This is a genomic window from Stenotrophomonas rhizophila, assembly GCF_007667275.1.
GTDB classification, from domain to species: domain Bacteria; phylum Pseudomonadota; class Gammaproteobacteria; order Xanthomonadales; family Xanthomonadaceae; genus Stenotrophomonas; species Stenotrophomonas maltophilia_AE.
Genome location: NZ_VDQT01000001.1, coordinates 772,071 through 794,142 on the forward strand (window position 1 = coordinate 772,071; position 22,072 = coordinate 794,142).

Annotated in this window: 21 protein-coding genes and 5 tRNA genes; 12 read left to right on the forward strand and 14 right to left on the reverse strand. The window is 67.5% G+C overall.

Features of this window, described 5'->3' with window-relative positions; all coding sequences use genetic code 11:
• Positions 1-475 precede the first annotated feature (475 nt).
• The 4 genes from panC to pcnB are packed head-to-tail and all read right to left on the reverse strand — an operon-like array spanning position 476 to position 4,024.
• A complete protein-coding gene (gene panC / locus FSZ13_RS03210; RefSeq protein WP_145477978.1) occupies positions 476-1,318 on the reverse strand; it encodes a pantoate--beta-alanine ligase in 843 nt (280 codons plus the stop codon).
• Positions 1,315-2,130: a 3-methyl-2-oxobutanoate hydroxymethyltransferase gene (panB, locus tag FSZ13_RS03215; protein WP_145477979.1), complete on the reverse strand. Its 816-nt coding sequence runs from the start codon at positions 2,128-2,130 to the stop codon at positions 1,315-1,317. The genes panC and panB overlap by 4 nt, the downstream gene beginning before the upstream one ends.
• A 31-nt stretch (positions 2,131-2,161) precedes the next feature.
• Positions 2,162-2,650 carry a 2-amino-4-hydroxy-6-hydroxymethyldihydropteridine diphosphokinase gene (folK, locus tag FSZ13_RS03220; protein WP_145477980.1) on the reverse strand — a complete coding sequence of 163 codons (489 nt, stop codon included), beginning with the start codon at positions 2,648-2,650 and terminating at the stop codon, positions 2,162-2,164.
• 3 nt (positions 2,651-2,653) lie between these two features.
• Complete coding sequence (pcnB, locus tag FSZ13_RS03225) at positions 2,654-4,024, reverse strand: polynucleotide adenylyltransferase PcnB (RefSeq protein WP_145478526.1); 1,371 nt, start codon at positions 4,022-4,024, stop codon at positions 2,654-2,656.
• A 50-nt stretch (positions 4,025-4,074) separates the two neighbouring features.
• Here pcnB and FSZ13_RS03230 point away from each other — a divergent pair.
• Positions 4,075-4,149 (forward strand) — tRNA-Glu (locus tag FSZ13_RS03230).
• 60 nt (positions 4,150-4,209) lie between these two features.
• On the opposite strand, the gene FSZ13_RS03235 is transcribed toward FSZ13_RS03230, so the two are convergent.
• Positions 4,210-5,631 (reverse strand): sugar porter family MFS transporter, encoded by a 1,422-nt coding sequence (locus FSZ13_RS03235; RefSeq protein ID WP_145477981.1) that lies wholly within the window; start codon positions 5,629-5,631, stop codon positions 4,210-4,212.
• Positions 5,632-5,879: 248 nt separating this feature from the next.
• Between FSZ13_RS03235 and fdxA the strand changes: the two genes are divergently transcribed.
• Complete coding sequence (fdxA, locus tag FSZ13_RS03240; protein WP_145477982.1) at positions 5,880-6,203, forward strand: ferredoxin FdxA; 324 nt, start codon at positions 5,880-5,882, stop codon at positions 6,201-6,203.
• 677 nt (positions 6,204-6,880) lie between these two features.
• On the opposite strand, the gene FSZ13_RS03245 is transcribed toward fdxA, so the two are convergent.
• Both FSZ13_RS03245 and dapA read right to left on the reverse strand, forming a co-directional pair.
• Positions 6,881-7,405: a hypothetical protein gene (locus FSZ13_RS03245; protein ID WP_145477983.1), complete on the reverse strand. Its 525-nt coding sequence runs from the start codon at positions 7,403-7,405 to the stop codon at positions 6,881-6,883.
• A gap of 28 nt (positions 7,406-7,433) precedes the next feature.
• The gene (dapA, locus tag FSZ13_RS03250; RefSeq protein WP_145477984.1) at positions 7,434-8,327 is read right to left on the reverse strand and encodes a 4-hydroxy-tetrahydrodipicolinate synthase; all 894 of its coding nucleotides are present in this window, start codon (positions 8,325-8,327) and stop codon (positions 7,434-7,436) included.
• 163 nt (positions 8,328-8,490) lie between these two features.
• Between dapA and FSZ13_RS03255 the strand changes: the two genes are divergently transcribed.
• The 9 genes from FSZ13_RS03255 (at position 8,491) to FSZ13_RS03295 (ending at position 13,703) form a co-directional block, all read left to right on the forward strand.
• The gene (locus FSZ13_RS03255) at positions 8,491-9,051 is read left to right on the forward strand and encodes a glycine cleavage system protein R (protein ID WP_070208878.1); all 561 of its coding nucleotides are present in this window, start codon (positions 8,491-8,493) and stop codon (positions 9,049-9,051) included.
• 81 nt (positions 9,052-9,132) lie between these two features.
• A complete protein-coding gene (locus FSZ13_RS03260; RefSeq protein WP_145477985.1) occupies positions 9,133-9,612 on the forward strand; it encodes a peroxiredoxin in 480 nt (159 codons plus the stop codon).
• Between the two features lie 81 nt (positions 9,613-9,693).
• Positions 9,694-11,094: a PhoH family protein gene (locus tag FSZ13_RS03265; RefSeq protein WP_145477986.1), complete on the forward strand. Its 1,401-nt coding sequence runs from the start codon at positions 9,694-9,696 to the stop codon at positions 11,092-11,094.
• A complete protein-coding gene (locus tag FSZ13_RS03270; protein WP_145477987.1) occupies positions 11,091-11,594 on the forward strand; it encodes a hypothetical protein in 504 nt (167 codons plus the stop codon). The genes FSZ13_RS03265 and FSZ13_RS03270 overlap by 4 nt, the downstream gene beginning before the upstream one ends.
• Before the next feature lie 90 nt (positions 11,595-11,684).
• On the forward strand, positions 11,685-12,494 hold the full coding sequence (gene thiD, locus FSZ13_RS03275) for a bifunctional hydroxymethylpyrimidine kinase/phosphomethylpyrimidine kinase (RefSeq protein WP_145477988.1): 810 nt from the start codon (positions 11,685-11,687) through the stop codon (positions 12,492-12,494).
• A complete protein-coding gene (locus FSZ13_RS03280; protein WP_186308828.1) occupies positions 12,491-13,330 on the forward strand; it encodes an alpha/beta hydrolase family protein in 840 nt (279 codons plus the stop codon). The genes thiD and FSZ13_RS03280 overlap by 4 nt, the downstream gene beginning before the upstream one ends.
• 61 nt (positions 13,331-13,391) lie before the next feature.
• Positions 13,392-13,468 (forward strand) — tRNA-Arg (locus tag FSZ13_RS03285).
• A 57-nt stretch (positions 13,469-13,525) separates the two neighbouring features.
• A tRNA-Arg gene (locus FSZ13_RS03290) sits at positions 13,526-13,602 on the forward strand.
• A gap of 24 nt (positions 13,603-13,626) precedes the next feature.
• A tRNA-Arg gene (locus FSZ13_RS03295) sits at positions 13,627-13,703 on the forward strand.
• A gap of 78 nt (positions 13,704-13,781) precedes the next feature.
• Here FSZ13_RS03295 and FSZ13_RS03300 read toward each other — a convergent pair.
• Together FSZ13_RS03300 and FSZ13_RS03305 are read right to left on the reverse strand one after the other, a co-directional pair.
• Positions 13,782-14,924, reverse strand: a complete 1,143-nt coding sequence (locus FSZ13_RS03300; protein WP_145477989.1) for an alpha/beta hydrolase family protein — start codon at positions 14,922-14,924, stop codon at positions 13,782-13,784.
• Positions 14,925-15,060: 136 nt separating this feature from the next.
• Complete coding sequence (locus FSZ13_RS03305; protein ID WP_145477990.1) at positions 15,061-15,984, reverse strand: LysR family transcriptional regulator; 924 nt, start codon at positions 15,982-15,984, stop codon at positions 15,061-15,063.
• 141 nt (positions 15,985-16,125) lie between these two features.
• Between FSZ13_RS03305 and FSZ13_RS03310 the strand changes: the two genes are divergently transcribed.
• On the forward strand, positions 16,126-16,827 hold the full coding sequence (locus FSZ13_RS03310; RefSeq protein WP_145477991.1) for a pirin family protein: 702 nt from the start codon (positions 16,126-16,128) through the stop codon (positions 16,825-16,827).
• A gap of 46 nt (positions 16,828-16,873) precedes the next feature.
• On the opposite strand, the gene FSZ13_RS03315 is transcribed toward FSZ13_RS03310, so the two are convergent.
• The 5 genes from FSZ13_RS03315 to recX form a co-directional block, all read right to left on the reverse strand.
• Positions 16,874-18,022, reverse strand: coding sequence for an aldo/keto reductase (locus FSZ13_RS03315; protein ID WP_186308829.1), 1,149 nt, complete (start codon positions 18,020-18,022; stop codon positions 16,874-16,876).
• Between the two features lie 147 nt (positions 18,023-18,169).
• Positions 18,170-18,262, reverse strand: a tRNA-Ser gene (locus FSZ13_RS03320).
• An 80-nt stretch (positions 18,263-18,342) separates the two neighbouring features.
• Positions 18,343-18,573, reverse strand: a complete 231-nt coding sequence (gene csrA / locus FSZ13_RS03325) for a carbon storage regulator CsrA (protein WP_145477992.1) — start codon at positions 18,571-18,573, stop codon at positions 18,343-18,345.
• A 141-nt stretch (positions 18,574-18,714) separates the two neighbouring features.
• Positions 18,715-21,363 carry an alanine--tRNA ligase gene (alaS, locus tag FSZ13_RS03330; RefSeq protein ID WP_145477993.1) on the reverse strand — a complete coding sequence of 883 codons (2,649 nt, stop codon included), beginning with the start codon at positions 21,361-21,363 and terminating at the stop codon, positions 18,715-18,717.
• 134 nt (positions 21,364-21,497) lie between these two features.
• Entirely contained in the window at positions 21,498-21,989 is a 492-nt protein-coding gene (gene recX, locus FSZ13_RS03335; RefSeq protein WP_145477994.1) for a recombination regulator RecX, read from the reverse strand.
• Positions 21,990-22,072: the final 83 nt, after the last annotated feature.

Consider the following 22,072-nt stretch of genomic DNA (forward strand, 5'->3'; position numbering starts at 1 on the left):
GTCGCCGCATCCATGCGGCTCACACCCCCACAAACCCGCCCCGACCCACCTTTTGACAGTGTGTCGTTGCCATGGGAAAAGCGGAGGACGGCCGTTGGCCGTCAACTGGCCTCGATTTGGGTCATGCGCAACCGAACGTTGATCCGTTCACGGCGGTTGTTTGGGAACCAACCCTACCGGCGCGATGCCCGACCGACGGTCGGCATTCCGCGTTTCCCTTGGCCACCAGCCAACTGTCGGAGGGTCGGTGGGGGTGGGTTTGCGGGACCGTAGAAAACATGGATGTTTTCTACGAGCCCCCATGGATGGGTTCACGGCGTGTCCCGCAAACCCACCCCCGCCGGCCCAAACCAGTGACACGCGCAGCGTAGGGCTGTTCGCCTAAATGCATGAAGCCGGGCAGAGCCCGGCGCAAAGCGAACGCGTGCAATCAAGCGCAGCCGGGCAGAGCCCGGCTTTACCCCATGCAGGCGGGTCAGAACTCGAGGTTGTCGATGAGGCGGGTGGTGCCGATGCGGGCGGCGATCAGGGCTACGCGGTTGCCGTCTTCGCTGTCGGCCGGCTCGGACAGGTCCGGCTTGCGTACGACGGCGTAATCGACCTGGAAGCCGGTCGCCTGCAGGGCGGCGGCGGCTTCGGCTTCGATCTGGCTGCGCGGCTTGCCGGCGATGAAGCCTTCGCGCATCCCCAGCAGCACCTGGTGGATGGTGGTCGAGACCGGGCGCTGTTCGGCGTTGAGGTACTGGTTGCGCGAGCTCATCGCCAAACCGTCGGTTTCACGGACGATGTCGCCGCCGACGATCTGGATCGGGAAGGCCAGGTCTTCCACCATCTGGCGGATCACCGCGAGCTGCTGGTAGTCCTTCTTGCCGAACGCGGCCACGTCCGGCTGGACCTGGTTGAACAGGCGCGAGACCACCGTGCAGACGCCATCGAAATGTCCCGGACGGTGGGCACCCTCAAGCAGGCTGGAAATGCCCGGCACGTTGACGCTCGCCGCCAGTTCCACCCCGAACGGGTACATCGACTCGACCGTCGGCAGCCACAGCACATCGCAGCCGGCCTGCTCCAGCCCGGTGGTGTCGGCCTCCGGGGTGCGCGGGTAACGGGTGAAGTCTTCGTTCGGGCCGAACTGGGTCGGGTTGACGAATACGCTGGAGACCACGCGGTCCGCGTACTGCCGGGCCAGGGTGACCAGTGAGTAGTGACCGGCGTGCAGGTTGCCCATGGTGGGGACCAGCGCGACGCGCAGGCCTTCGCGCTTCCAGCCGTTGACGACGGCGCGCAGGCGGGACAGTTCGGTGACGGTGTCGATCATGAGGTGTAGGCGTGTTCTGCATCGGGGAAGGAGCCGTCGCGCACGGCGTCGGCGTAGGCACGGACCGCGCCGGCGACCGACCCGCCTTCGGCAAGGAAATCCTTGACGAACTTGGGACGGCGGTGGCCACTGTCCAGGCCGAGGAAATCATGCAGCACCAGGACCTGGCCATCGCACTGCGGACCGGCACCGATGCCGATGGTGGGCACCGCGACCGCCGCGGTGACCTCGGCCGCCACCGGCGTCGGCACGCATTCCAGCACCATCATGCTGGCACCGGCCTCGACTACCGCCTTGGCATCTTCAACCAGCTGGCGGGCCGCGTCGCCACGCCCCTGCACGCGGTAACCGCCCAGGCGCAACACCGACTGCGGGGTCAGGCCCAGGTGCGAACACACCGGAATCTCGCGCTCGACCAGATACCGGATGACGTCCAGCTTGAAGCCGGCGCCTTCGATCTTGACCATCTCCGCACCCGCCTGCAGCAGGCGCAGCGAGGCGTCCAACGCGCGCTCGGGCGTGGCGTCGGCACCGAATGGCAGGTCGGCGATCAACAGCGCGCGGGTCAGCACCCGGGCCACGCAGGCGGTGTGGTAGACCATGTCGTCGGTGGTCACCGGCAGGGTCGAATCGTGCCCCTGCACCACCATGCCCAGCGAATCGCCGATCAGGATCAGGTCGACGCCGTTGGCATCGAAGGTGCGCGCGAAGCCTGCATCGTAGGCGGTCAGCATGACCAGCTTCTGGCCGTTGCGCTTGGCCTCGGCCAAGGCGGGCACGGTCCAGGGCTTGCTGTCTGCGTGGGTACTCATGAGCTGATAACCGGTGGCGATAAGCCCCGCATTATCCTCCTATTGGCGCGATCCCGCAGGCCTCGATACGCATCGCAGCGTCCCGCACGCGGCCCCGACCCGGAATCACCGCCTCCGGCGCGATCTCGGCCAGCGGCAGCAGCGCGAACGCGCGCTCGTGCAGGTAGGGGTGCGGCACCTTCAGCTGTGGCAGGTCGATCACCGCCTCGCCGTACAGCAGCAGGTCCAGGTCGAGGGTGCGCGGCCCCCAGTGCACGGCCGCGTCGCGGACCCGGCCGAAGTCGCGCTCGATGCCCAGCAGCGCCTGCAGCAGCGCCGTCGCCTCCAGCCCTGTGTCGAGCACGGCGGCGGCGTTGACGAACGCCGGCTGGTCTTCATTGCCCCAGGCCGGCGTGCTGTACAGCTGCGAACGCGCCTGCAGGGTCGTCAACGGCAGCCCGGCCATGGCCGTGAACGCGCCGCGCAGGGTCTGCGCGGCATCGCCGATGTTGGCGCCCAGTCCGATACAGGCCAGGGTCACGGCTTACTCGCCAGCCGGACCACCGGGACGACGACGGCGGCGACGGCGCTTGCGCGGTGCCCCGTTCTCGTCCAGCTCGCCGTCGACCTGCGCGGCGTCCAGCGTGGAATCCAACTCGGGGCCGGACTGCAGCTGGGCTTCGCGCCAGAATTCCACATCGGCAGCGTGCTCGCTGGAGGCCACCTGGCGCAGGGCCAGGAAATCGAAGGCGGCGCGGAAGCGCGGATGGGTCAGGGTGCGGATCACGCGCTTGCGCTGGCGCGAGCTGAAGCGACCCTGCAGCAGCCAGATTTCCTGCATCGGCAGCGAGAACCGGCGCGGCAGCGCGATCGTGGTCAACTGGTGCAGGGTGACCCGGTCGGCGGCGCGACGTTGCGCCTCTTCCAGGGCCACGCCCTGCTTCTGCAGCGTGGCCAGTGCGCGGCAGAACGCCGGCCACAGCAGCAGCGCGAACAGGAACGAGGGCGACACCGGCTCGTCGTTGGCCACGCGCTGGTCGGTGTTGCCCAGGCCTTCGATCACCATGCGGCGCAGCGCGCCACTGCGGTTGCTGCGCAGCGCGGCGGCGCTTTCGGGGAACATCACGTCGAGCAGGCCGTAACGCTCCAGGCCTTCGAAGCTGGCCACGCCATGCCCGGACAGGAACAGCTTGAGCACTTCCTCGAACAGGCGAGCGGGCGCGGCTTCACCGAGCAGGCTGGCCAGGCGCGGCAGCGGTTCGGCGGTGGCGTCGTCGATCTGGAAGCCGAGCTTGGCCGCCAGGCGCACCGCGCGCAGCATGCGCACCGGGTCTTCCTGGTAGCGCTTTTCCGGGTCGCCGATGAGTTTCATCAGGCGTGCCTGCACGTCTTCGAAGCCGCCGGTGTAGTCGCGCACCGAGAAGTCCTCGATGGCGTAGTACAGGGCGTTGCAGGTGAAGTCGCGGCGCACGGCATCGTCTTCGATGCTGCCGTACACGTTGTCGCGCACCAGCATGCCGTTTTCCATCTCGCGGTCGCCGCTGCCGTCATCGATGTTGGCGCGGAAGGTGGCCACTTCGATGATCTCGCGGCCGAACACCACGTGCGCCAGCCGGAAGCGGCGCCCGATCAGGCGGCAGTTGCGGAACAGCGCTTTGACCTGCTCCGGCGTGGCGTCGGTGGCCACGTCGAAATCCTTGGGGTTGCCGCCGACCAGCAGGTCACGCACGGCGCCGCCGACCAGGTAGGCGCCAAAGCCCGACTCGCGCAGGCGGTACAGGACGCGCAGGGCGTTGGGACTGATGTCCTTGCGGGAGATGTTGTGCTGGTCGCGGGGGATCACGCGCAGACTGAACGGTGATGTAGCGGAGGAATTGATGTTGGCGCTTCCGGTTGAAGTTTCGGGATTGCCCAATGGCATCGAGGCCCATATACTAGCGCGCTGCGCAGTTCGCGACAAAGCCTGCTCCCTTCGTCTAGAGGTTAGGACGTGGCCCTCTCAAGGCTAAAACAGGGGTTCGAGTCCCCTAGGGAGCACCACCGCCGCCCCGCAGCAACGAAAAACCCCGCCTCGGCGGGGTTTTTGCGTTGTGGGGCGCCCTACCCCTCCATCTGCTCCAGCTCCCGGCCCTTGGTCTCGCGCACGTAGCGCAGGACGAAGAAGATCGAGGCCACGGCCGCGACGGTGTAGATGCCGTAGGCGCCAGCCAGGCCGATGCCGGCCAGCAGGATCGGGAAGCTGACGGTGATGGCGAAGTTGGCGCTCCACTGCGCCGCGCCCGCCACGGCCAGGCCGGAGCCGCGGATCTGGTTGGGGAACATTTCGCCCAGCATGACCCACATCACCGGACCCCACGACATGTTGAAGAACACGACGTAGACGTTGGCGGCCACCAGCGCCAGGCGACCCATGCCATCGGACAGCTGCAGGTGCCCGTCGGCCAGGGTGCCGCTGGAGAAGGCCACGACCATCAGTGCCAGCGCGACGGACATGCCGACCGAGCCCACCCACAGCAGCGGCTTGCGGCCGATGCGGTCGATCAGCACGACGGTCAGCAGGCAGGCGCCGATGCTGAGGGCGCCGGAAAGCACGTTGATCAGCAGCGCGTCGTTTTCGGAGAAGCCGACCGCCTGCCAGAGGACGGCGCCGTAATAGAACACGACGTTGATGCCGACCAGCTGCTGGAACACGGCCAGGCCGATGCCGACCCAGACGATGCCGCGCAGCTTGCCGCTGGCCTTGTCGACCAGGTCGGACAGGCGCGGGCGGTGCTGGTCCTGGGCGAGCGAGCCTTCGATCTCGGCGATCTTGGCCTGGGCCTCGGCGGCGCCATACAGGCGGGTCATGACCGCCAGCGCTTCGGCACGACGGCCCTTCACCACCAGGTAGCGCGGGCTTTCGGGGATGGCCAGCAGCAGCACCAGGAACAGGGCGGAGGGAATGGCCTGCATCCAGAACATCCAGCGCCAGGCGGCCTGGCCCAGCCACAGGGCTTCGGTGGAGGCACCGGCGGCGCGGGCCAGCAGGTAGTTGCTCAGGAAGGCGCAGAACAGGCCGCTGATGATGGCGATCTGCTGCACGGTGGCCAGCCGCCCGCGATACCGGGCGGACGCGACTTCGGCAATGTAGGCGGGCGACATCACGCTGGCGGCGCCGACGGCGACGCCGCCGAGCACGCGGGCGATGACGAAGGCGAGCGAGCTGTGCGCGGCACCGGCGCCAAGCGCGGACAGGAGGAACATGACGGCGGCGATGATCAGAACGCCGCGCCGTCCGATGCGGTCGCCAAGGCGGCCGGCGAAGAACGCGCCGAAGGCGCAGCCGAGCAGCATGGAGGCGACTTCGAAGCCGATGCCGGCCTCGCTGGACTGGAAGGTCTGCTTGAGGCCGTCGACGGTGCCGTTGATCACGCCGCTGTCGAAGCCGAACAGGAACCCGCCGATCGTGGCGACGCAGCTGATCAGCACGATGAAGGAGGTGTTTTCGCCGCGTGCGGCGTTGGCTGCAAGTGTGGTGGACATACGGGTCCTGGCGGGAGTGGAATGGCGACGGGTCAGTGCGGCGGGGTGGCGTTCAGCAGGTTCTCACACGTTCATCCCCGGACACAAAAGGGCGCGCGGGGGCTGTGAGAGCGGTATCCCGGCGCCCCGCTGTCTACCGGTAGGCATCGGCATCTAACCCCACGGACCGCCCCGGGCGCATCGTGCACTGCGGCAAAGGCGCAACTGTTCTAGAATTGTCCGGCTTACTGTCGGATCCAGATCCTGCCATGCCCTTTGTCGTCACCGAAAACTGCATCAAGTGCAAACACACCGATTGCGTGGAAGTCTGCCCCGTGGACTGTTTCCACGAAGGCCCGAACTTCCTGGTGATCGACCCGGACGAGTGCATTGACTGCACCCTCTGCGAGCCGGAGTGCCCGGTCAACGCGATCTTCCCCGAAGACGACGTGCCCGCCGGGCAGGAAAAGTTCGTGGAACTCAACGCCGAGCTGGCCAAGGCCTGGCCGGTGCTGACCGTGCGCAAGGACCCGCCTGCTGATGCCGGGGACTGGGACGGGATACCGGACAAACTCCAGTTCCTGGAGCGGTGAAACTGAAAAGGCGCCTTTGGCGCCTTTTTTGTTGGGTCGCGGTTGTTCGCCTGGTGCCGGGTGTTGCCCGGCTTCATGCATTGTGGCGAACAGCTGGGGTCTGCAGCCGTTCCCTGGCTTGGGCCGGCGGGGGCGGGTATGCGGGGGACGCCGTAAATACGTCCATGTAGGCTTGGTCGCGGCATCCATGCCGCTCACACCCCCGCACACCCACCCCCGCCGGCCCTTCGACAATTGGCCGGTGGCCATGGGAACCGCGGGTGTGCCGCCCTTTGGGCGGCACAGCAGGGCAGCACGCCGACATGCCGAGCGGTAGGGTTGGTTCCCAAACAACCGCCGTGAACGGATCAACGTCCGGTTACGCATGACCCAAATCGAGGCCAGTTGACGGCCAACGGCCGTCCTCCGCGTTTCCCGTGGCAACGACACACTGTCAAAAGGTGGGTCGGGGCGGGTTTGTGGGGGTGTGAGCGGCATGGATGCCGCGACCAAGCCCCCATGGATGGGTTCACGGCGTCCCCCACGAACCCGCCCCGACCCGCCTTAGCCAGGGATCGGATCAGCCAAGGGCTGTCCGCCAAAACGCATGAAGCCGGGCAACGCCCGGCTCCAGGGGATCGCTTGCAATCCGGGGCAGCCAGGCAGGGCCTGGCTCTACGGCGCCCCGGGTTGTGGCGTTACTGCGCCAGCTTGGCCTTCAGCTCGCCCAGCAGCTTGGTCGGGGCCGCGCCGGTGGCCGGGAGACCGCGCGGGTCGACGGTGGAAATGTAGGCGCCGGCTTCGACGGCAACCACGCGGACCAGGAAATCGCTGCCTTCGTAGTTCACGTCGAACGAGCCCAGCAGCTGGGCCTTGCTGGCAATCTTCACGCCGTCCACCGACTCCAGCGCGGTGCCGACCTTGCCGAACACCTCTTCCTTGCTGCCCGGAATGGTGAAGCCGGCGTTGTTGGCGGCCGCTGCCGGCGCCTGGGCCGGGGCCGGGGCCGGCTTGGCGGCCTGCGATGCCAGCACCGGCACCTGCGCGCCCGGGTTGTTGCCCGGCGCGTTCAGGTCCGGCGGGACTTCCAGCGGACGCACTTCCGGCGCCATGGCGTAGTCGCCGCGGGCACCCCGCTTGAAGCAGCCGGTGGTGCCGATCAGCGTGGCAGTGGCCACGATCGCAAACGACAGGACGCGGAGGACGGAAAGGGATTGACGCATGTGGATCTCCTGGGTCAGGCCACTGATATCAGTGGCTGGAAAGGGCTTCGAGCGCACCGATGTCGGTGGCCAGGTGTTGGGCGGCGGCGTGGTGCGCGGCCGAGAGCGAGAGCAGCGGCAGGCGCAGGCCGTGGCCGATGCCGATCCGGCGCAACAGGTCCTTCACCGGGATGGGGTTGGGCTCAACCCCGCAGAATTCATGGAACGGCTCCAGGCGAGCATCCCAGGCCTCGGTGGCCTCGCGCTCGCCAGCGGCCGCCAGGTCGCACATGCGCCGGTAGGCACCGGGCAGCGCATTGGAACCGACCGAGATCAGCCCGTCCACGCCCGACAGGATCGAACGGGCGGCGGTGCCGTCGTCGCCGCTGAGGATGGCGAAGGTCGGCGAACGCAGTGCCAGCAGGGCATGGACCCGGCCGACATCGCCTACCGCTTCCTTGATGCCGACGATGTTCGGGTGCGCTGCCAGCTCGGCCACGGTTTCCGGCAGCATGTCGCAGCCGGTCCGGCCCGGCACGTTGTACAGGACCACCGGCAGGCCGCCCTGCTCGGCCACCGCGCGGTAGTGCGCGATCAGGCCGGCCTGGGTCGGGCGCACGTACGGCGGGGTCACCACCAGCGCATGGGTCGCGCCCTGCTCGGCCGCCCGCCGGGTCTGCTCGATCGTCTTGGCCGTTCCCGACAGGCCGGTACCGGCCAGCACCGGGACGCGCCCGGCCACGGTTTTGACCGCGCTGCGCAGCAGCTGGTCGTATTCGTCATCGGACAGGGTCGCGGCTTCGCCGGTCGAACCGGCGACCACCACCCCGTGAACGCCACCGTCGAGTTGCAGCTGCAGCAGGCGCTGCCAACCGTCGGGATCCAATGCGCCATTGGCCTGGAACGGCGTGGCCAGCGCGGTGATGAGACCGGAAAGGGACAAGGAAACGATGCTCGGAAGTGAGGGGGGCGAAGGCCGCTGAAACCACGGCCGGACGTACATTGCATGTTACTTGCGGGTCGAAAGCGCGGGCAAGTATGCTGGACTCCGGCGAACGCGCCACCGTCGGCGCCGTTCAGACTCATCCCGCATTACCGGAACCACCTTGACCGACACTACGCCGCGGCCTGCGCCGACCGAAAACCACCTCCTGATCAACGCCTACACGACGCATCCGGAGTCCCCCCTGCTGCCCGTCACCCGGCGCATCGCCGACAGCGGCTGCAACCTGGTCGATGCCCGCCTGTCCACCGTCGGCCGCGATGTCTCGGTCACCGCGCTGGCTACCGGCTCCTGGGACGCGGTCGCCAAGCTGGAAGCCATGCTGACCCGGCTCGAGCGCGAAGAAGGCCTCAAGCTGGTGTGGTACCGCACCGGCGCCAAGCAGGCGCAGTCCAACCTGCTGCCCTACATCGTCGAAGTGATCGCCGCCGACAAGCCCGGCATCCTGTTCCAGCTGGCCGACTTCTTCGACCGCCAGGGCATCACCATCGAGAACCTGCAGAGCACCCGCTACCGCGCCATGCAGACCGGCGCGGAGATGTTCTCCGCACAGGTCACCATCGGCGTGCCCGCCAACATGCACATCGCCGCGCTGCGCGACGATTTCCTCGAATTCTGCGACCACCTGAACCTGGACGCGATCATGGACCCCATGAAGTTCTGACGGCTTCGCGCGCCCGTCACCCGGGCGCGGTGTTTCATGCAGTTGTAAGACGCGTCACTCAGGCTCCGCAGCAAGGACCTCATGAACAACGGCGATACCCTGGACAGCTCCACCCTTTCGCTTCCGCTGGCCCTGTCCGGCGGCGAACACACCACCCTCGGCGACCTCGCCGGCCAGTGGCTGGTGCTGTACTTCTACCCCAAGGACAGCACCCCGGGCTGCACCACCGAGGGCATCGACTTCAACGCCCTGCTGCCCAGCTTCAAACACGCCGGCGCACAGGTCTTCGGCGTCTCGCGCGATTCGGTCAAGTCCCACGACAACTTCTGCGCCAAGCAGGGTTTCGCCTTTCCGCTGGTCAGCGACAACGACGAAGCCCTGTGCACCGCCTTCGACGTGATCAAGCTGAAGAACATGTACGGCAAGCAGGTGCGTGGCATCGAACGCAGCACCTTCCTCATTTCTCCCGACAGTCGTATCGTGCAGTCGTGGCGCAAAGTGAAAGTCGCCGGCCACGCCGAAGCCGTCCTTGAAGCCCTGAAGGCCGCGAAAACCCAGTGACCCACCGGTACCCCACATTGGCCATCACCCTGCCCCGCAGGTCGTGATGGCTTGTCCCTGTTCTGCCACCAGGAAATGACGATGACCCGAGGCAAGCGCATCTACGTTCTGGATACCAACGTGCTGATGCACGATCCAACCGCGCTGTTCAAGTTCGAGGAGCATGATGTCTACCTGCCGATGCAGGTGATCGAAGAGCTGGACAACGGCAAGAAGGGCACCTCCGAAGCGAGCCGCAACGCCCGCCAGGTGAGCCGCTTCCTCAACGAGCTGGTGCAGGCCTCGGGCCTGGACAACCTGGCCGACGGCATTCCGCTGCAGCGCCCCAACGGCCTGCAGCTGCGCGGCAAGCAGAGCGTGGGCCTGCTGCGCTTCCAGACCAGCCATTTCGATGCCGGCAAGAGCTTTGGCGCGGTCATCCCGGACAACGCCATCCTGGGCGCGATCCTGGCGTTGAAGGAACACACCCCGGACATTCCGGTGGTATTCGTGTCCAAGGACATCAACCTGCGGATCAAGGCGGCCATCGCCGGGATCGTGTCGGAGGATTACGAAAACGACCGCGCGCTGGACGACTTCAGCCTGCTCTACACCGGCGCCACCGAGCTGCCGGAAGATTTCTGGAAGAAGCACACCGAAGACCTGCGCAGCTGGAGCGACAAGGGCCGTACCAGCTACGAGATCCTGGCGGCCGAAGACGAAGACTGGCACCCCAACCAGTACGCCTACCTGCCCGGCGAGGATGAAGTCGAACTGCGCGTGGCCAAGGTCGATGCCAGCGGCAAGGTCATCCTCTCGCTGGTCAACGACTACCGCCACGGCAGCCATGCGGTGTGGGGTATCAGCGCGCGCAACCGCGAACAGAACTTCGCGCTCAACGCGCTGATGGACCCGGAGATCGATTTCGTCACCCTGCTCGGCACCGCCGGCACCGGCAAGACCCTGCTGGCGCTGGCCGCCGGCCTGGCCCAGACCATGGACCAGCAGCGCTACCGCGAAATCATCATGACCCGCGCCACGGTCAGCGTCGGCGAAGACATCGGCTTCCTGCCCGGCACCGAAGAAGAAAAGATGACGCCGTGGATGGGCGCGCTGACCGACAACCTGGAAGTGCTCACCCACACCCAGGAAGGCGGCGCGTGGGGACGTGCGGCCACCAACGACCTGATCGCCAGCCGGATCAAGATCCGCTCGCTGAACTTCATGCGCGGCCGTACCTTCCTGTCGCGGTACCTGATCCTGGACGAGGCGCAGAACCTCACCCCCAAGCAGATGAAGACCCTGATCACCCGTGCCGGCCCCGGTACCAAGATCGTCTGCCTGGGCAACGTCGAGCAGATCGACACGCCTTACCTGACCGAAACCACCTCGGGCCTGACCTACGCGGTGGACCGCTTCAAGAACTGGCCGCACAGCGCGCACATCACGCTGCGCCGGGGCGAGCGTTCGCGCCTGGCCGACTACGCTTCGGAGGTGTTGTGAACCGTTCCTTCTCCCGCGCCCTGTTGCCGCTGGCGCTGGCCGCGCTGGCGGCGGCCTGCACCCCTGCCAACACGCGCCCCGGTGCGAGCGTGCCCACCGCGATCAAGACCGGCCAGTCCTGGGTGGTGACCCGCCCGTTGATCGTCGCCCAGGTGCTGGACACCTGTTCGCGCCCCAGCCCCGGGCAGACCCCGGGGCGGGTCACCGGGTACTGGGCGCCCAGCCGCCAGCAGGTCGAACAGCTGGAGGCGGCGTTGCCGCTGCTGGAACCCCAGGTCCCGCAGGTCACCGACTTCAACCGCCAGTACGTCGGCATCGAACTGGAAGGGCGCAAGGTGATCTACCTCAATGCGTTCAAGCTGCCCGACCACAGCGACGTGGATCCCTCGCGCGAAGCTATCCGGGTCTGCGACGGTGGACGCATGTTCTGGGGCGCGGTGTTCGATCCGGCCACGGGCCAGTTCTCCGAGCTCCAGTTCAACGGCGGCTTCGGCGCGTAAAGCCACGCCCTGCGTGGCTGCTGCTGCGTCCGGTACCGCAGCCACGCAAGGCGTGGCTCTACGTCCGGGGCGGCATGGCACAATCGCAGGATGAGCCCGTCCACGCCCTTCTCCGCCCTCACCATCGCCGGCTCCGATTCCGGCGGTGGCGCCGGCATCCAGGCCGACCTGAAGGCATTCGCCGCGCACCGCGTGCATGGCCTCTCGGCCATCGCCGCGCTTACCGCGCAGAACACCCGCGGCGTCACCGCGGTGCATGTACCGCCGCTGGAGTTCCTGCAGGCACAGATTGATGCGTGCTTCGCCGATTTCGACATCCAGGCGGTTAAGCTGGGCATGCTCGCCAACGCCGAGGTCATCCACCTGGTCGCCGATGCCCTAGCGCGCCATCGTCCCACCCACGTGATCGTGGATCCGGTGATGGTTGCCACCAGTGGTGCCAGGCTGCTCGAAGAGAGCGCGCTGCAGGCGCTGCGCACGCGGCTGCTGCCGCTGGCCACGCTGCTGACCCCGAACATTCCCGAAGCCGAGCTGCTGCTGGGCCACCCGATCGAGACCGCGGCCGAAGCCGAGGACGCGGCTGCCGCGCTGGTCGATCTCGGTGCCGGTGCGGTGCTGCTCAAGGGCGGCCACCTGGCCGAGGGCGCTCGGGTCGTCGACCGCTACTTCGACGGCGTCACCCGTGACGAATTCATCCATGCGCGCCTGCCGGTGGACGCGCACGGCACCGGTTGCACGCTGGCCTCGGCGATCGCCGCGCAGCTGTGCTGCGGGCTGTCGTTGCCCAACGCCTGCGAAGCCGGCATCGACTACGTCGCACGCGGGCTGCAGGGTGGATACACGCCCGGCCGCAGCGCGGTACTGGTGCTGGACCACTTCGGCGCGGGCCGCTCGGCATGACCCGCTCGGTGCGGGTACCGGTGCACAGCCAGGATCGGCACCGGTTCGAACTGATCGCCCGGGTGCCTGCACAGCCACGCGCGCAGCTGCTGTGGCTGCCGGCGCTGGGTGTGTCGGCCCGCAATTACGAAGCGTTCGCCGACGCGCTGGCCGCGCAGGGTGTCAGCGTGTTCCTGCACGAATGGCGCGGCAACGGCAGCAGCAGCCTTCGCCCGTCGCGCGACCAGGACTGGGGCTACCGCGAAATCCTCGAACAGGACCTGCCCGCCAGCCTGGCCGCCCTTCGCCTGCACGGCAACGCCCCGCTGATCATCGGCGGGCACAGCCTGGGCGGACAGCTGGCCTGCGTGTTCGCCGGGCAGCACCCGTCGCTGTTCGCGCGCTTCTGGCTGTTCGCCACCGGCACCCCGTACTGGCGTACCTTCCCGGCCCCGCGCGGGTGGCTGCTGCCGCTGGTGTACCGCTTCCTGCCGTGGCTGGCACAGCGCCAGGGCGTACTGCACGGACGCCGACTGGGCTTTGGCGGCACCGAAGCGCGCGGGTTGATCGCCGACTGGGCCCGGGTCGGGCTGGGCAACCACTACGCCGGCGCCGGCATCAGCGCCGACCTGGAGGCCGGCATGCGCCAGCTGCACGGCCAGGCCAGTGCGGTGGTGCTGACCGACGACTGGTTCGCACCGACCGGCTCCATGCAGGGCCTGCTCGCCAAGCTGCCGCAGGTCGCCGCGACGCTGACGGTGATGCCGGCCGTTGCGCTTGGGGCACGGGCCGATCACTTCGCATGGATGAAGTCGCCGGAGGCCGTGGTGAAGGCGCTTTTTCATTCATTTGAATGAAGTCCTTCACAAAAACGTTGACGGACGCGGCGTCGATCCGCATAATTCCGCTCCTGTTGACGCGCCCGTAGCTCAGTTGGATAGAGTACCTGGCTACGAACCAGGCGGTCGGGAGTTCGAATCTCTCCGGGCGCACCATCAACAGGCTGGCGGTTTCGCCGCTGCCGGCAGCTTCAAGAAAAACGTGATGTAAATGCGCCCGTAGCTCAGTTGGATAGAGTACCTGGCTACGAACCAGGCGGTCGGGAGTTCGAATCTCTCCGGGCGCACCATTACATCGCGGCGACATTGCAAATGCGCCCGTAGCTCAGTTGGATAGAGTACCTGGCTACGAACCAGGCGGTCGGGAGTTCGAATCTCTCCGGGCGCACCATTGCAGGGTTGGAAAAAAGGCAGCCGATGGCTGCTTTTTTTGTGCGCGCCCGTCGACGCGGCCACGCAGGGCGTGGCGCTACGCCAGGCCGGATCGTAGCGCCACGCCCTGCGTGGCTGCCACCGCCTCGGCCGGCAGCACCGGGGCCGGACAGGCGCCGCCCGCATGATCGTCATGCGCCAACCAGTCATCCACCACCCCACCGAGCAGGTCCAGCCGCAACGGCAGGCTGATGTGGTCTTCGCCGCGCAGTTCGATGTAATGCACGCGGTCGCTGGCGGCCGCGATCCGGCGGCCCTGCCCCACCGGGACGTGCGCGTCCTGCTGGCCATGCAGGAGCAGCACGCAGGCGCGGGTGTCGGCCACCGCGCGGGTCACGTCCACGCCATCCAAGTCCAGGTCCAGGCGCTGGCTGGCGGCTGCGATCACCTTGTCGATGTCCTGCGCGCCGTAGCGCCAGCGCCCATATGCTGCCATCGCCTGTGCCTTCCACGCCGTGGGCTGCAGCGACATCAGGTGCGGGATCATGCTGCGGATCGCATCGCCGGCGTTGGCGAACGACTCCATCGCCACCACGCCGGTGACCTGGTCGCCCAGCTTGTCCGCGGTGAACAACGCGGTGGCGGCGCCGTAGGACACCCCGAACAGATACAACGGCCCGGTCACTTCACCCCGCGCACGAAGCGCCGCGATCACATCCACCACGTCGTCGGATTCGAAGGTTCCATACCCCGATGGGCCGGCGCCGGAATGGCCGTGGTTGCGCAGGTCGATGGTGATGACGCGGTAGCCGGACTCGGCCAGCTGCAGCGACCACGGCAGCATGGAATCACCGTTCATCATCCAGCCGTGCAGCAGCACCACGGTGCCGCGCGGCGCCTGCGCCTTGAACGGATGCGGCACCGACAGCTGCAGCCCGGTGTCGAGCGGCTCGCCGTTTTCGTGGTGCTGCGGCAGGTACCGGTAGCGCAGGCCATAGCGACCGGGATCGAATGCACGCCAGAACAGCGGCACGCCGGCACGCCCGGTCACGAAACCATGACGGTTCGGTACCGCAGCGACCGCCTCGGCGATGCGCGCGGCATCCAGCAGCGTGGACACGCCACCGGGCGCGACCAGCCGGTCGCTGAGCGAGGTCGAGGCAGCGGAAGAAGTGAGCGAGGAGCACGCGGCCAGCCACAGGCCGGCCCCGGCCAGCACGAGCAGCAGCAGGCGTTTCATGGGCAGAGGGGTTCACGATGAGCCGCGCAGGGTATCGGGCGTGCGCCGGGCGCTCTACCGCAACTGGATGACCGAATGGTGACAGTGCGGGGATTGTTCAGGGTTTCACTGGGCCTCAGCCACGCAGGGCGTGGCTCTACAGCCAGTCCTGCATTCTCCCCCACCAGCCCTCCATCAGCCCCGGCGCGCGCATGCGCTCCCGCCACCAGCGCAGTGCCGCGCCTTCCTCGCCCGTGCGCCAGGCCAGCCAGAACGTCTCCTCGGGCTTGGGCTCCTCCACCTGCCGCACCACCAGCCTGCCCTGCGCCACCGCGGCCTGCACGTAGGGCTCGGGCAGGAAACCGAAGCCCAGCCCTGCGCACTGCATGCGGAACTTGCTCAGCATGTCCGGCACGGTCACCGTTTCCTGCCCCATCAGCAGCCCGACCGTGCGCGGCAGCAGGCGGCGCGCGGAGTCCGCCACGGCAATCGCGCAATGCGCCGCCAGCTGCTCACGAGTCAGCGCCGCGGTGCCGGCCGCCAGCGGGTGGCCGGGGGCCACGGCGAACACGAACCGCACCACCCCCAATGGCTCCACCACGTAGCCGCCACCACTGGGGCCCTCGCCCGCCGCGCCAACCAGCAGGTCCGCGCGCCGGTCCAGCAGCGCTTCCCAGGTGCCGGACAGGGCTTCGCTGATCAGCCGGATACGGGTCTGTTCGGCCACCTGGCTGAAGGCCCGCACGTCTTCGGCGAGCAACGCCGGCTGGAACATCGAATCCAGTGCCACGGTCAGTTCCGCTTCCCAGCCCGAGGCGACCCGACGGACCCGCATCTCCAGCTCACGGGCGGCACGCAGCAGGTGGCGCCCTTCCTCGAGCAGGGCCACGCCGGCCTCGGTCAGCTCCGCGCGCGGGCCGATCCGGTCGAACAGCTGCACCCCCAGGTCCTGCTCCAGCTTGGAGACGGTGTAGGAGATGGTCGAGGGCACCTTGTGCAGCTCCTTGCCGGCCGCGGCAAACGAGCCGCGGCGGTCGATGGCATCCAGGATCTGCAGGGCGTCGAGGCTGAGCTTGAGCATTCGACAATTTCGATGATGACTGCCAAAACTATCCGTTTTTCAAACCACGGACGCAAGCGGATACTGGCCCCCAACAGGAAAGGGGCGGCAGACACCGACCCAGACCGCCATCGAAACCATCGAACACCAAGGAGAATCCCCATGCTGCAGATCCGCAAGAGCGCCACCCGTGGCCAGGCCAACCATGGCTGGCTGAACTCCCAGCACACCTTCTCCTTCGCCGGCTACTACGACGAACGCTACACCAGCTTCGGCCCGCTGCGGGTGATCAACGAAGACAAGGTGATCGGCGGCCAGGGTTTCGGCACCCACAGCCACAGCAACATGGAGATCGTCTCCTACGTGCTGGGCGGCGCGCTGGAACACAAGGACTCGATGGGCACCGGCTCGGTGCTGCGCTACGGTGACGTGCAGCGCATGAGCGCAGGCAGCGGGGTCAGCCACAGCGAGTTCAACCACTCGGCCGACGAAACCGTGCACTTCCTGCAGATCTGGCTGTTCCCGGACACCAAGGACATCACCCCGAGCTACCAGGAGACCCATTTCGCCCCGGAAGCCAAGCGCGGCCAGCTGCGCCTGATCGCCTCGAAGGATGGCCGCGACGGTTCGCTGTTGATCCACCAGGACGCGAACATCTACGCCACGATCCTGGATGGCGACGAGCGCGTCCACCTGGCCCTGGCCCCGCGCCGCGGCGCCTACGTGCAGGTCGCGCGTGGCCAGCTGCAGGTCAACGGCATCACCCTGGACACCGGCGATGCGCTGCAGGTCACCGACGAGGCGCAGCTGACCCTGGAAAACGCCAACGATGCCGAAGTGCTGGTGTTCGACCTGCCCCTGTAACGACACCGCCGCCGAACGCCCCGGACCACCGGGGCGTTCGCGCGGGTCAGGCGCCCGGCACCGGTGCGTCCTGCGCGATCAGGCCGGCCTGCTTCAACTCGGCCCAGAACTCCGCCGGGATCGCGACCGACATCGAGGCCACGTTGGCCTGTACCTGTTCGGCGGTGCGCGCGCCCGGAATCACCGCCGACACCACCTCGGGTGCATCGGCGAACTGCAGCGCCGCGGTGCGCAGGTCGACACCGTGGCGATCGCAGATCGCCTGGACCGCGGCGCGCTTTTTCGGCGCCCACGCCGGTACCGTGCCGTCGTAGAGATAGCGATCGCGACCGGCAAGATAGCCGGCCAGTAGGGGCGCGCCCACCATTACCGAGGCGCCGTGCCGCGCGATCGCGGGGAAGGTGTCGCGCAGCGCCGCTTCATGGTCCAGCAGCGAGTACTGGCAGGCCAGCAGGAAGATGTCCGGGTCGGCCTCCTCGATCGCGCGCAGGGCCGGTTCGGGACGGTTGACGCCAAAACCCCACGCCTTGATCAGGCCTTCCTCGCGCATCCGGGTCAGCGCCGGCATGGCGCCCTTGGCCGCTTCGGCAAAACGCTGCTCCCACGGCATCCCCAGATCCTTCTCGTTGTCCGGCGACAGGTCGTGGATGTACACCACGTCCAGCTGCGCCACGCCCAGCCGGTTGAGGCTGTCCTCCACCGAGCGGCGCACGCCGTCGGCCGAGTAGTCATAGCGATAGAGGAACGGCGACGGCTCCTTCCACATGGTCGGCTGCAGCGCGCCGGCGGTCGCGGTCAGCAGCCGCCCCACCTTGGTCGACAGGGTGTACTCGCGCGCCGGATGGTTGTGCAGGTGGTGGCCGAAACGCCGCTCGCTCAGGCCCAGCCCATACCAGGGCGAGGTGTCGAAACACCGCACGCCCGCAGCATAGGCGGCGGCCAGCGTCTGTTCGCTCTGCGCGTCGGTCGCTGGCGCAAACCCGTTGCCCACCGCGACACCGCCCAGTCCCAGCCGGGTGTGCGGACGGAACCGACCTTTCCCGGTGGACGGGTTGGTGGCAAGCGGCCGGGCACTGGCGCGGCCGCGCGTGGGCAGCACGCTGCCGGGACCGGCGGACTGCGCCATGAGCGTGGAGCTGGCCAGCGCGGCGGTGCCGGCGGCGGCAACGGAAAGGAAATGGCGACGTGCGTTCACGGCGGCTCCTGCTGCAGGGGGAAGCTCCTACCCTCGCAGGTGGCCGGTGGACAGCGTGCGGCGACAGCGTCAACGCAGTGGCAACAGGCGCACGCGGCAGGCAAAGAAAAAGGCCTTCGTACTTGCGTACGAAGGCCTTTTCTTTACTGGCGGAGCGGGAGGGATTCGAACCCTCGATACAGTTTTTGGCCGTATACTCCCTTAGCAGGGGAGCCCCTTCAGCCACTCGGGCACCGCTCCAGATTCCGTGTTTCGCCGCTGCGTGTTTCTTCTCAGCGGGGGCGCGAAGAATAACGTTTTTCACACCCCAACGTAAAGCCTTAATCGGAAGAATTTTCACTTCCGGATGCGTTCGGCTCGTCGCCGCGCTGGATGCGCTGGTAAATCTCTTCGCGGTGCACGGCCACGTCCTTCGCTGCGGTGATACCGATACGCACCTGATTGCCCTTGACGCCGAGCACGGTCACGGTGACCAGGGAATTCAGGCCACCCGCTGCGTTCGAGCCATCGATCATCAGGGTTTCGCCTACGCGGCGAGTCAGGATCAACATTTTTGCAAATCTCCAGGGAACCGGTGGATTTTCCCCACCGGCTCGGCGCCCCCTGGGGGAACGCCACACGACAAAGGGAAAGGATTAGCCATAGTACCGTCAGCCCTCCCGAGCCATCAAGGAGCAGGAGGCGTCAGGCGTTCAGATACGGGGGGTGACCCAGTCCACGACGGCGGCCAGTGCAGAAGCAAGGGCGGGCCCGTCCTCACCACCACCCTGGGCGAGGTCCGGGCGGCCGCCGCCCTTGCCCCCGATCTGACTGGCGATATGGGACAACAGTTCCCCGGCCTTTACCTTGCCCGTTGCACTGCCGTTCACGCCGGCCACGAGCGCGGCCTTGCCGTCCTGGGCACCGGCCAGCACGATCACCGCGTCGCCCAGCTGCTGCTTCAGGCGGTCGATCGCTTCACGCAGCGCCTTGGCGTCGAAACCTTCCAGACGCGCGGCAAGAATCTTGACGCCTTTGACCTCGACTGCGCTGGAGCCCAGATCCGACGTCGCACCGGCAGCCTGTTTGGCCTTGAGCGACTCCAGTTCGCGTTCCAGCTTCTTCTGGCGCTCGCCGAGCTGGCGGACCTTGTCGACCACGTCGCCGGCATTGCCGCCGAGCAGTGCGGCGGCTTCGGCCAGCTGTGCTTCTTCGTGCGCGACGTAGTCCAGCGCGCCCTGCCCGGTCACCGCCTCGATGCGGCGCACGCCCGAGGACACGCCGCCTTCGGAAGTGATCTTGAACAGGCCGATATCACCGGTGCGCGTCACGTGGGTGCCGCCGCACAGTTCGGTGGAGTAGTCGCCCATCTTCAGCACGCGCACGTTCTCGCCGTACTTTTCGCCGAACAGGGCCATCGCGCCAAAGTCCAGCGCTTCCTGCATGGCCATGGTGTGCACTTCGGCGGCGTTGTTGGCCCGCACCTGCTCGTTGACCTTGCGCTCGATCACCGCCAGTTCGTCGGCACTGATCGGCTGGAAGTGGGAGAAGTCGAAACGCAGGCGGTCCGGCGCGACCAGCGAGCCCTTCTGCTGCACGTGCGTGCCCAGCACTTCGCGCAGGGCGGCGTGCAGCAGGTGGGTAGCGGAGTGGTTGAGGATGGTGGCGCCACGGCGCTGGCCGTCGATCTGGCCACTGAGCACGTCGCCGACCTTCAGGCTGCCCTGGGTCAGCGTGGCGACGTGGCCATGGAACTGGCCGGCGAACTTCTGCGTATCGCTGACCTGCAGCTGCACGCCGTTGCCGAGCAGCTGGCCGGTGTCACCGACCTGGCCGCCGGACTCGGCGTAGAACGGCGTTTTGTCAGTGAGCACGATGAGCTCGTCACCGGCCTGCGCGCTGTCGACCGGGCGCCCGTCCTTGAGCAGGGCCACCACGGTCAGGCCGTCGGCCTGCAGGCTGTCATAGCCGAGGAAAGCGGTGGGCGTCAGGGTGGCGACCAGTTCGGCCGACAGGGTCACGCCGCCGCCGAACTTGCCGCCCTTGCGGCCGTCGTCGCGCTGCTTTTCCATCGCCGCGTTGAAGCCGTCGATGTCCACCGTCAGGTCGCGCTCGCGCGCGATGTCCTGGGTGAGGTCGAGCGGGAAGCCGTAGGTGTCGTACAGGCGGAAGGCATCGACGCCCGGAATGACGCCGTTGCTCACCTGCGCGGCGACGTCGTCGAAGATCTTCATGCCCGAGTCGAGGGTCTGCGCGAAGCGCTCTTCTTCGGCCTGCAGCGCACGCACCACGGTGTCGGCCTGGGCCGGCAGTTCGGCGTAGGCCTCGCCCATCTGTTCGACCAGGGTCGGAACCAGCTTGCTGAAGAACGGCTGGCGCACGCCCAGCATCCAGCCATGGCGCAGGGCGCGGCGGATGATACGGCGCAGCACATAGCCGCGACCTTCGTTGGACGGCAGCACGCCATCGACGATCAGGAACGAGCAGGCGCGGATGTGATCGGCGATCACGCGCAGCGATTTGTTCTCCAGGTCGGCCATGCCGGTCAATTCGCTGGCCTTGCGGATCAGCGCCTGGAACAGGTCGATTTCATAGTTGGTGTGCACGTGCTGCAGGATCGCGGCAAGGCGCTCCAGGCCCATGCCGGTGTCCACGCACGGCGCCGGCAGCGGCACCAGGGTGCCGTCCGGCTGGCGGTCGAACTGCATGAACACCAGGTTCCAGATTTCGATGTAGCGATCGCCGTCTTCGTCCGGCGAGCCGGGCGGGCCCCCGGCGATATGGTCGCCATGGTCGTAAAAGATCTCGGTGCAAGGGCCGCAGGGGCCGGTGTCGGCCATCTGCCAGAAGTTGTCCGAGGCAAACGGTGCGCCCTTGTTGTCGCCGATGCGCACGATGCGCGCTTCCGGAATGCCGACCATGTCGCGCCACAGCGCGTAGGCCTCGTCATCGGTCTGGTACACCGTGACCAGCAGGCGGTCGGCGGGCAGCTTCCAGACCTGGGTCAGCAGCTCCCAGGCCCAGGCGATGGCGTCCTTCTTGAAGTAGTCGCCGAACGACCAGTTGCCCAGCATTTCAAAGAAGGTGTGGTGGCGCGCGGTGTAGCCGACCTGGTCCAGGTCGTTGTGCTTGCCGCCGGCGCGCAGGCAGCGCTGCACGTCGGCCGCGCGCACATAGCTGCGCTTCTCGGCGCCAAGGAACACGTCCTTGAACTGCACCATGCCGGAATTGGTGAACAGCAGGGTCGGGTCGTTACCCGGCACCAGCGGCGCCGACGGCACGATGGTGTGGCCCTTGCCCTTGAAGAATTCAAGGAAGTCGCTGCGGATCTGGGAGGTGGTGAACTTGGCGGATTCGGTCATGGGGGGCTGGCTGTCTGCGGGCCGGTCGGCCCCTGGCACGCGGCCCCTATGGCCGGGTGTCACCTACGGGACCGCCGAAACCACAAAGGGTAACAGGCCCGGGGCGTGGGGACACGTCGTGCGCGTCTGGGCGGTCATTCATCCAGGTCGAAGCGCGTGGCGCGGCGGATGCTGTCGCCGTCGAAACCCCGGCGGGCCAGCAGATCGACCGCCTTGCGGCGCTGGGGCAGCTCCTGCGGCCCGGCCTCGCCAAACCGGCGCCGGACCAGGTCCCGGGCATTCTCGACCCAGTCACCCTCGAAGGTTTCCATGGCGGCCGCGATCTGCTCGCTGTCCAGGCCATGGGTACCCAGTTCGGCGCGGATATGGATGGGCCCGTAACCGGTGTTGGCGCGGACCCGGACCATGTTCTCGGCAAAGCGGGTGTCGTCCTGCCAGCCGGCTTCAGTGAGCTTGTCCACGGCAGCGGCGGCGTCGTCGGTGTCGATCCCGCGTGCGGTGAGTTTGCGGGTCAGTTCCTTGCGCGAATGCTCGCGGCGTACCAGCAGGCCAAGCGCGCGTTGGACCGGGGTCTGTTCACGGGCGCGGCGCTTGCGGCCGGGTGCCGGGGCGTCTGGGTCGTGCATGGGCACCTCGATGAATTGCGCCGTCCGTGGCGCTCCCCCCGTCGGGGGAATGTTGAACCCCGGGACAGGGCGAGCGTCACTGA

Excerpts from the sequence above, each read along its gene's own strand:
- panB (WP_145477979.1), bottom strand. The coding sequence starts at position 2,130 with ATGAGTACCCACGCAGACAGCAAGCCCTGGACCGTGCCCGCCTTGGCC.
- thiD (WP_145477988.1), top strand. The coding sequence starts at position 11,685 with ATGAGCCCGTCCACGCCCTTCTCCGCCCTCACCATCGCCGGCTCCGAT.
- FSZ13_RS03300 (WP_145477989.1), bottom strand. The coding sequence starts at position 14,924 with ATGAAACGCCTGCTGCTGCTCGTGCTGGCCGGGGCCGGCCTGTGGCTG.
- recX (WP_145477994.1), bottom strand. The coding sequence starts at position 21,989 with ATGCACGACCCAGACGCCCCGGCACCCGGCCGCAAGCGCCGCGCCCGT.
- FSZ13_RS03305 (WP_145477990.1), bottom strand. The coding sequence starts at position 15,984 with ATGCTCAAGCTCAGCCTCGACGCCCTGCAGATCCTGGATGCCATCGAC.
- alaS (WP_145477993.1), bottom strand. The coding sequence starts at position 21,363 with ATGACCGAATCCGCCAAGTTCACCACCTCCCAGATCCGCAGCGACTTC.
- FSZ13_RS03280 (WP_186308828.1), top strand. The coding sequence starts at position 12,491 with ATGACCCGCTCGGTGCGGGTACCGGTGCACAGCCAGGATCGGCACCGG.
- FSZ13_RS03265 (WP_145477986.1), top strand. The coding sequence starts at position 9,694 with ATGACCCGAGGCAAGCGCATCTACGTTCTGGATACCAACGTGCTGATG.
- panC (WP_145477978.1), bottom strand. The coding sequence starts at position 1,318 with ATGATCGACACCGTCACCGAACTGTCCCGCCTGCGCGCCGTCGTCAAC.
- fdxA (WP_145477982.1), top strand. The coding sequence starts at position 5,880 with ATGCCCTTTGTCGTCACCGAAAACTGCATCAAGTGCAAACACACCGAT.
- csrA (WP_145477992.1), bottom strand. The coding sequence starts at position 18,573 with ATGTTGATCCTGACTCGCCGCGTAGGCGAAACCCTGATGATCGATGGC.
- FSZ13_RS03245 (WP_145477983.1), bottom strand. The coding sequence starts at position 7,405 with ATGCGTCAATCCCTTTCCGTCCTCCGCGTCCTGTCGTTTGCGATCGTG.
- FSZ13_RS03260 (WP_145477985.1), top strand. The coding sequence starts at position 9,133 with ATGAACAACGGCGATACCCTGGACAGCTCCACCCTTTCGCTTCCGCTG.
- FSZ13_RS03235 (WP_145477981.1), bottom strand. The coding sequence starts at position 5,631 with ATGTCCACCACACTTGCAGCCAACGCCGCACGCGGCGAAAACACCTCC.
- FSZ13_RS03310 (WP_145477991.1), top strand. The coding sequence starts at position 16,126 with ATGCTGCAGATCCGCAAGAGCGCCACCCGTGGCCAGGCCAACCATGGC.